Raw genomic sequence first — 7,077 nt, forward strand, 5'->3', positions numbered from 1 at the left:
ATATGGGAGATAATAATTTAAGGTTATGGTATAAGAAACCAGCAAAAGAATGGATAGAAGCTCTTCCGATTGGTAATGGAAGACTTGGAGCGATGGTGTTTGGAGATGTTTTTAAAGAAAGAATTCAACTAAATGAGGATACTTTATGGATAGGAGTTCCAACAGAAGAAAAGGGTTCATCTTTAAGCGATTTAGAAGAGGTAAGAAAATTAGTGTTTTCAGGAAAATATGTAGAGGGACAAACACTCATTAATGAAAAATTATTGGGGCCATGGAATGAATCGTATGCACCTATGGGGAATATATATTTAGATTTTGGTGATGAAGAAGAATGTATAGAATATATGAGAGAACTAGATTTAAAAACTGGTGTTGTAAGAGTTAGATATAAGTTAAAAGATACAGAATTTAATAGAGAGATATTCATTTCTAAGATAGATAATGCAATAGTAATTAAATTAGATTCAATTGAGAAAGGAAAACTAAATTTTAGCGTTTCATTAGATAGTTTATTGAGATTTAATGTGATGAGTGATAATGATTTTTCTATAAAACTTAAGGGGAAAGCACCGATACATGCATTGCCGTCTTATGAGAATGAAGATAATCCTATTGTTTATGATGAAGAAAACAAAAAGGGTATGAACTTTCAAGTTATGGTATATGGGGAAGCTAATGGAGGAGAGATATGGTCTAAAGATGGAGTGTTAAATGTACGAGATGCTGATAGCGCTATATTAAAAATAGTAGCTCATACAAGTTTCAATGGCTATAAAAATGAATCAGGAACTAATGGAAAAGATGTAGATAAGTTAATAGGTAGTGCCTTAGAAAGTATAAAATATAAATCTTATGAAGAGATGTATTTACATCATTTAAATGAATATAAGAAACTATTTAATAGAGTGGAATTTACCTTAGGGGAAAAGGAAATAAAAGAAATTCCAACAGATGAAAGACTGCAAAAAGTTATTAATGGAGAGGAAGATTTATCATTAATATCATTATACTTTCAATATGGAAGATATCTTTTAATAGCAAGTTCTAGAAAAGGAAGTCAGCCTGCAAACCTTCAAGGCATTTGGAATGAAGATTTAAGACCAGCATGGAGTAGTAATTATACCACAAATATAAATGTAGAAATGAACTATTGGCCAGCAGAAGTATGTAATTTATCAGAATGTCATGAACCATTATTTAAAATGATAAAGGAAATATCAGAAAATGGAAAAGCAACTGCTGAAAAGAGATATGGATGTAGAGGATGGGCGGTAAATCATAATGTAGACTTATGGAGGCAAACATCTCCAGCAGGAGGAAGTGCAGAATGGGCATATTGGCCTATGGCAGGAGTTTGGCTTTGTAGTCATCTTTGGGAGCATTACGAATTTACGCAGGATAAAAAATTTCTAGAAGAAGTATATCCTGTAATGAAAGATGCTGCAATTTTTCTATTGGATTGGTTGATAACTGATAAAGAGGGATATTTAGTAACTTGTCCATCCATATCTCCGGAGAATAATTTTTTGACTAAAGAAGGAGAAAAATGTTCTACAAGCATAGCATCAACTATGGATATGGCTCTTTCGAGAAACTTATTTACTAATTGTATAAAGGCATCAACTATTTTAGATAAAGATGATAGTTTCAGAAAAGAATTGGAAGAAGCTAAAGAAAAATTATATCCATATAAAATAGGAAAGCACGGACAATTACAAGAATGGTTTAAGGATTTTGAAGAATTTGAAATAGGGCATAGACATTTATCACATTTATTTGGGGTATATCCAGGAAATGAAATAACTGAAGAGAATTCAAAGGAAATATGTGAAGCTGCGAGAGTTTCTCTAGAAAGGCGGCTAAAACATGGGGGAGGGCATACAGGTTGGAGTGCTGCTTGGATTGTAAGTTTATTTGCAAGGCTTAAGGATTCTGAATCAGCATACCAATATGTATTAGTATTATTAAGAAAACTGACCTTTTCAAATTTATTTAATGTTTGCCCACCTTTTCAGATTGATGGAAACTTTGGTGGTACAGCGGCTATAGCAGAGATGTTATTGCAAAGCCATGAAGGATATATTGAGTTGCTTCCAGCTTTACCTAAGGCTTGGAGAAGAGGGTCGGTAAAAGGTCTTAAAGCTAGAGGTGGATTTGAAGTTGATATTGAGTGGGAGTATGGAGAATTAGTTAGGGCTAAAGTAAAATCTAGTGTAGATGGATTTTGTAAGATTAAGAGTACTAAGGATTTTAGGATAGAAGATGTACAAGAGAGAAGAGATCAGGGTAATTTAATAATTTTTTCTGTAGAAAAAGATAAAAGTTACAGTATCAAATGAATTAATTATAAAATTGAAAGTATTCAATAGAATAAGAATTAGTTTAAAAGGAGTAACACTCCTGATTAATGTTTAATCAGGAGTGTTACTCCTTGTCCATATGAGCTTTCATCTAATTAACATTACAAAAGTGTATCAACCATTTTGAAAAATGTATTATTAGAAAATTTAGAAGTCGATTATATATTATAAAAGAGAATGAAGCAGATTTGTTTTACACAAGTTTTGCTACATTTTCTAAATAGAGGGGACGCCTTAATCATTATTAGCTAATTTTCTTAAAATAGCTAAATCCATTCCTTTTAAAGTAATCTTGCTAAAAACTTTTTCTTTAGTTAAAAGATTTACATATGAATAATCTTTTAGATTTAAATTAACAGAATCTTTGTTGTGGTTTAGTATAAAAAAAATTTCTTTATCATTCTTACGTCTTTTAGTTATTTCAACGCCTTCATTATGTTCAAAGTCTAAGGATAAGGAATAATTAGAATCCAAGAATCCTACTAAATCATCTACAAACTTAGAATCAGGATCAGAGCCTATATAATAGGCATCTCCTTCACCGTAGGAATTAATAGTAAAGACAGGTCTGCCTTTGTAAAAATCTGAGCCATATAAGGCTAAGGGAATAGCACCTTCCAAGTTAATAATATCAAATAACATATTACACTTATATTCTAAATCAAAGCCATTTAAAGTACTATTCATCTGTAGGATGTTATTTATTTCAAGTGGTAAAGCATCTAACTCTTCAACCCATATTCCAAGAAGATCTCTAAGTTCAGATGGATATCCACCAAGTTTTACATGATCATTTTCATCAACATAACCACTAAAGAAAGTGGTTATAAAAGTTCCTCCTTTAGAAACAAAGTTCTTTATATTGTTAGAAACATTATTTTTTAACATATAAAGAATAGGGGCGACGACTATAGAATATTTAGATAAATCAGCTGTAGGTTTAACAAAATCAACTGATATATTTTTCTTATAAAAGGCGTTATAATATTTTTCTATTTGTGGTATATACTTAAGCTTAACTGAAGGACCACTAGAAAATTCTATTGCCCACCAATTATCCCAGTCAAAGATAATAGCAACTTTTGAATCAATTTTAGAATCTAATATTTCATCTCCTAAAGAATGAAGTTCTTCGCCTAGTCTTTTGCATTCTTTAAATACTCTAGTGTTTTCGCTTCCTGAATGAGAAATAACGGCACCGTGATACTTTTCACATGCGCCAATAGATTGTCTCATTTGGAAGAACATTATACTGTCAGCACCATGAGCAAGAGTTTGGTAGCTTTGTAACCTCAATTCGCCAGGTCGTTTAACAGAATTGTAAGGTTGCCAGTTAGCTTGATTTGGTGTTTGTTCCATAAGCATAAAAGGCTCACCATTTTTTAATCCTCTCATTAAATCATGACTCATAGCAATAGTAGCAGGATCAGCACCATATGAAGGATAATTGTCCCAGGATACTATATCCATATGTTCTGCCCATTTAAAGTAATCTAATGGTTTAAATGTTCCCATTAGGTTAGTTGTTATTTTTATATTTGGAGTTATTTCTTTAATAGCTCTATATTCACCTAAATAGCAATCTAATATGGAATCAGACATAAATCTATTATAGTCTAAAGCCATGCCTTGAAATGTGGTAGAGGTCTTATCTTCACCATGCCACATTTCATTTAATTCAGAAGGGGAAAATATTTCATCCCAGTTATACAGAGTATGTCCCCAAAAATTCATATTCCAGGCTTTGTTTAATTTATCTAAAGTTTTATATTTTTTCTTTAACCATTCTCTAAATTCTTTTTCACAATTGTCACAATAGCAATAGTTATCATATTCATTTCCAATATGCCAAAGAATTAGATTATCATAATTTTTATATCTTTCTACTAATTTTCTTGTAAGGGTTACTGAAAATTTGCGATATACTTTGCTGTTAGGGCAGAACTTAACTCTACCTCCATGTTTACGTTTATGACCGTCGAAATCAACAGGTAAGACCTCTGGATATCTACGAGACATCCAAGCTGGTTGAGCTGCTGTGGAGGTAGCAAGGCATACATATATATCATTATCTTTTAATAGATTCAAAATGTTATCAAGCCATTCAAAATTGTATGTTTCTTCATCAGGTTGTAGAAGTGCCCAACTAAATACAGGAAGAGTTACTACATTTATGTTTGCTAGCTTTAATAGGCGAATATCTTCTTCAATAACGTCTTTTGGCCATTGATCAGGATTGTAATCGCCACCATAAAGAATAAATGGTAATTTAGAATTTATCAAAATAATTCCTCCTTAAAATATTATTATAATTAACTTTACTATAAGTGAATATATAAAAATATAGTATAAATTTCAGTATAATTGCTTATAAAATTAGTGAGATAAAAATATAATATTCTGTAAAGCTAAAAAATAAGGCATCTCCAACGTACCACTATATATTTGCAATTGATACATATCATGGATATAATGAAAATGTAGTAAATGTTTACTATGAATTACTTATTTATAAAAAAGGTACATATTATGAAGAATGGGATAAGAACGATGGTTAACAATATTAAGATAAGAAATAAATTAATATTGACATATCTAATAGTTGCTATTGCTACTGTATCAGTGGTTGGTATTTATTCAACTAGAAAAATGACAGATATAGTTATAGATAGAGCTATCAACGAGGCAAGAACTAATGCAGATACAATGCAACATAGATTAGAAGAAATATTGAAGCTAACTACAAGAGTTTCAGATATGATTTATTCTGACGAGGAATTAAATTCTATTATTACTGGAAGATATAATGATAATGCCGAAGTGGTTAAAAAATATAACAATTATACTACCCTTAAAAACTATTTGAAGTATTATAAAGAGATATCTAATATCACCCTTTACGTAGAAAATGAAACTTTACTTGGTAGTGATAATATATTAAAAGTTACAGATGAAATTAAAGAAAAAGATTGGTATAAAAATGCTATAAAAGATAAAGGGAAAATATCATGGAATTACATACAAGATGAACTTTCAAAAAGTTATTATTTGTCGCTTGTAAGAGAGGTAAGAAATGAAAGTGGAATAAAAACTGGAGTGTTAGTAATAAATATTAATTCTCAAGAGTTAAATAAAATAATTAATTTGGATTCTGAAAGCAACTTCATTGAATTGGATAATCAAACTATTCTATTAAGCCAAAACTATAGAATTGGTAAAGAGTCATTCAATATAGTTGAGGAAAAAAATGTGGAAAACGAGAATAGGCTTATTTTAAAAGGAAAGTTTAATGATAAAGAAAGTTATATAATTTGGAATTCATTTGGTATAGAGAAAACTTTAAAAAATAGATTTGGAGTATTTATAGTTCTCCCTCTTAGCAAAATAACAGAGCAGGCCAATAAGGTTATTTTGAATATTATAGAAGTTGTAATTATAGCAATTATTTTATCTTTAGTGATAATTATGTTTTTTTCTAGGAATATAGCAAGTAGGATAAATTTATTAAGAAATGAGATGCATAGAGTTGTAAATGGTGATTTTAATGTAGAAAAGAGAATTGAAGGTAATGATGAAATTGGACAACTTTACTTGGACTTGAATATTATGATTGAAAGCATAAAAAAACTTATTTCTGAAGTTTATACAGAAAAAATACAAAAAGAGAAACTAAAAGCATATCAGAGAGAAGTAGAATTTAAAATGCTTTCAAGTCAGATAAATCCACATTTTTTATATAATACATTAGAAACTATTAGAATGAAAGCTTATTGCAATGGAGATAAAGAAATTGCTAATATAGTAAAAAAACTTGGGAAGATAATGAGAAGAAATTTAGAAGTAAGTGGGAAAAAGGTAGTATTAGAATCGGAGTTAAAGTTAATTGGAGATTATCTAGAAATACAGTCTATGAGATTTGAAGGGATGTTCAAATACTACTTGAATGTTGATGAAAATTTAAACTTGGGAAATTACGAAATATTACCATTATTGCTACAACCAATTGTAGAAAATGCCTTTGTACATGGGTTTGAAGGTAAAAAAGGAAAGGGGGAGATTTCGCTAAAAATATTTATAGAAGGCAAGTACTTAATGATAGAAGTAGATGATAATGGATTAGGTATAGAAGAAGAAAAGTTATTAGATATAAGAAAAGGGTTTGAAAAGAAGGATAATAATAAAAAAAGTATAGGAATGAATAATGTTAATCAGAGAATAAAATTACATTATGGAGACGAATATGGATTAAAAATAGACAGTGAATTGGGTAGAGGTACAAAAGTAATATTATGCTTACCAGTATGAAAGGGATGGAGGTATAAAAATGTTTAATGTTTTAATTGTAGACGATGAGCCAAATGTAAGATTGGGGTTAAGGGAAATAGTACCGTGGGAAGAAAATGGATTTAAGGTGTGTGGGGAAGGAATAGATGCTGAAGATGGATTTCAAAAGATAATAAGCTTAAATCCAGATATAGTCTTGATAGATGTAAAGATGCCAGGAAGGTTTGGAACAGAGGTAATTAGGGATGCAAGAAAAGAAGGATTTAGGGGAAAGTTTATAATAGTAAGTGGATATTCAAATTTTGAATATGCAAAAGATGCTATTAAATATGGAGTGAAATCATATATTTTAAAACCAATTGATGAAGATGAATTATTAGAAATATTATTGCAATTAGCAGAAGAAATTAAACTTGAAAAAAAGTTTGAGGAT

Annotated in this window: 4 protein-coding genes; 3 read left to right on the forward strand and 1 reads right to left on the reverse strand. The window is 29.9% G+C overall.

Going from position 1 to position 7,077, the window contains the following annotated elements:
- The first annotated feature begins 2 nt into the window (after nucleotides 1–2).
- Nucleotides 3–2,339: a glycoside hydrolase family 95 protein gene (locus FAY47_RS16150; protein ID WP_143317943.1), complete on the forward strand. Its 2,337-nt coding sequence runs from the start codon at nucleotides 3–5 to the stop codon at nucleotides 2,337–2,339.
- A gap of 255 nt (nucleotides 2,340–2,594) precedes the next feature.
- On the opposite strand, the gene FAY47_RS16155 is transcribed toward FAY47_RS16150, so the two are convergent.
- On the reverse strand, nucleotides 2,595–4,643 hold the full coding sequence (locus tag FAY47_RS16155; RefSeq protein ID WP_143317944.1) for a beta-galactosidase: 2,049 nt from the start codon (nucleotides 4,641–4,643) through the stop codon (nucleotides 2,595–2,597).
- Between the two features lie 246 nt (nucleotides 4,644–4,889).
- Here FAY47_RS16155 and FAY47_RS16160 point away from each other — a divergent pair, with 246 nt between their 5' ends.
- Both FAY47_RS16160 and FAY47_RS21020 read left to right on the forward strand, forming a co-directional pair.
- Nucleotides 4,890–6,665: a histidine kinase gene (locus FAY47_RS16160; RefSeq protein WP_143317945.1), complete on the forward strand. Its 1,776-nt coding sequence runs from the start codon at nucleotides 4,890–4,892 to the stop codon at nucleotides 6,663–6,665.
- A gap of 19 nt (nucleotides 6,666–6,684) precedes the next feature.
- Nucleotides 6,685–7,077, forward strand: a 393-nt coding sequence (locus tag FAY47_RS21020; RefSeq protein ID WP_243129642.1) for a response regulator, incomplete at its 3' end; no start/stop codon positions are given.

The sequence above is a fragment of the Clostridium sp. HBUAS56017 genome (assembly GCF_007115085.1).
GTDB lineage: Bacteria > Bacillota > Clostridia > Clostridiales > Clostridiaceae > Clostridium > Clostridium cibarium.

Coding starts and splice junctions, on each gene's coding strand:
- FAY47_RS16160 (WP_143317945.1), top strand. CDS start 4,890: ATGAAGAATGGGATAAGAACGATGGTTAACAATATTAAGATAAGAAAT.
- FAY47_RS16150 (WP_143317943.1), top strand. CDS start 3: ATGGGAGATAATAATTTAAGGTTATGGTATAAGAAACCAGCAAAAGAA.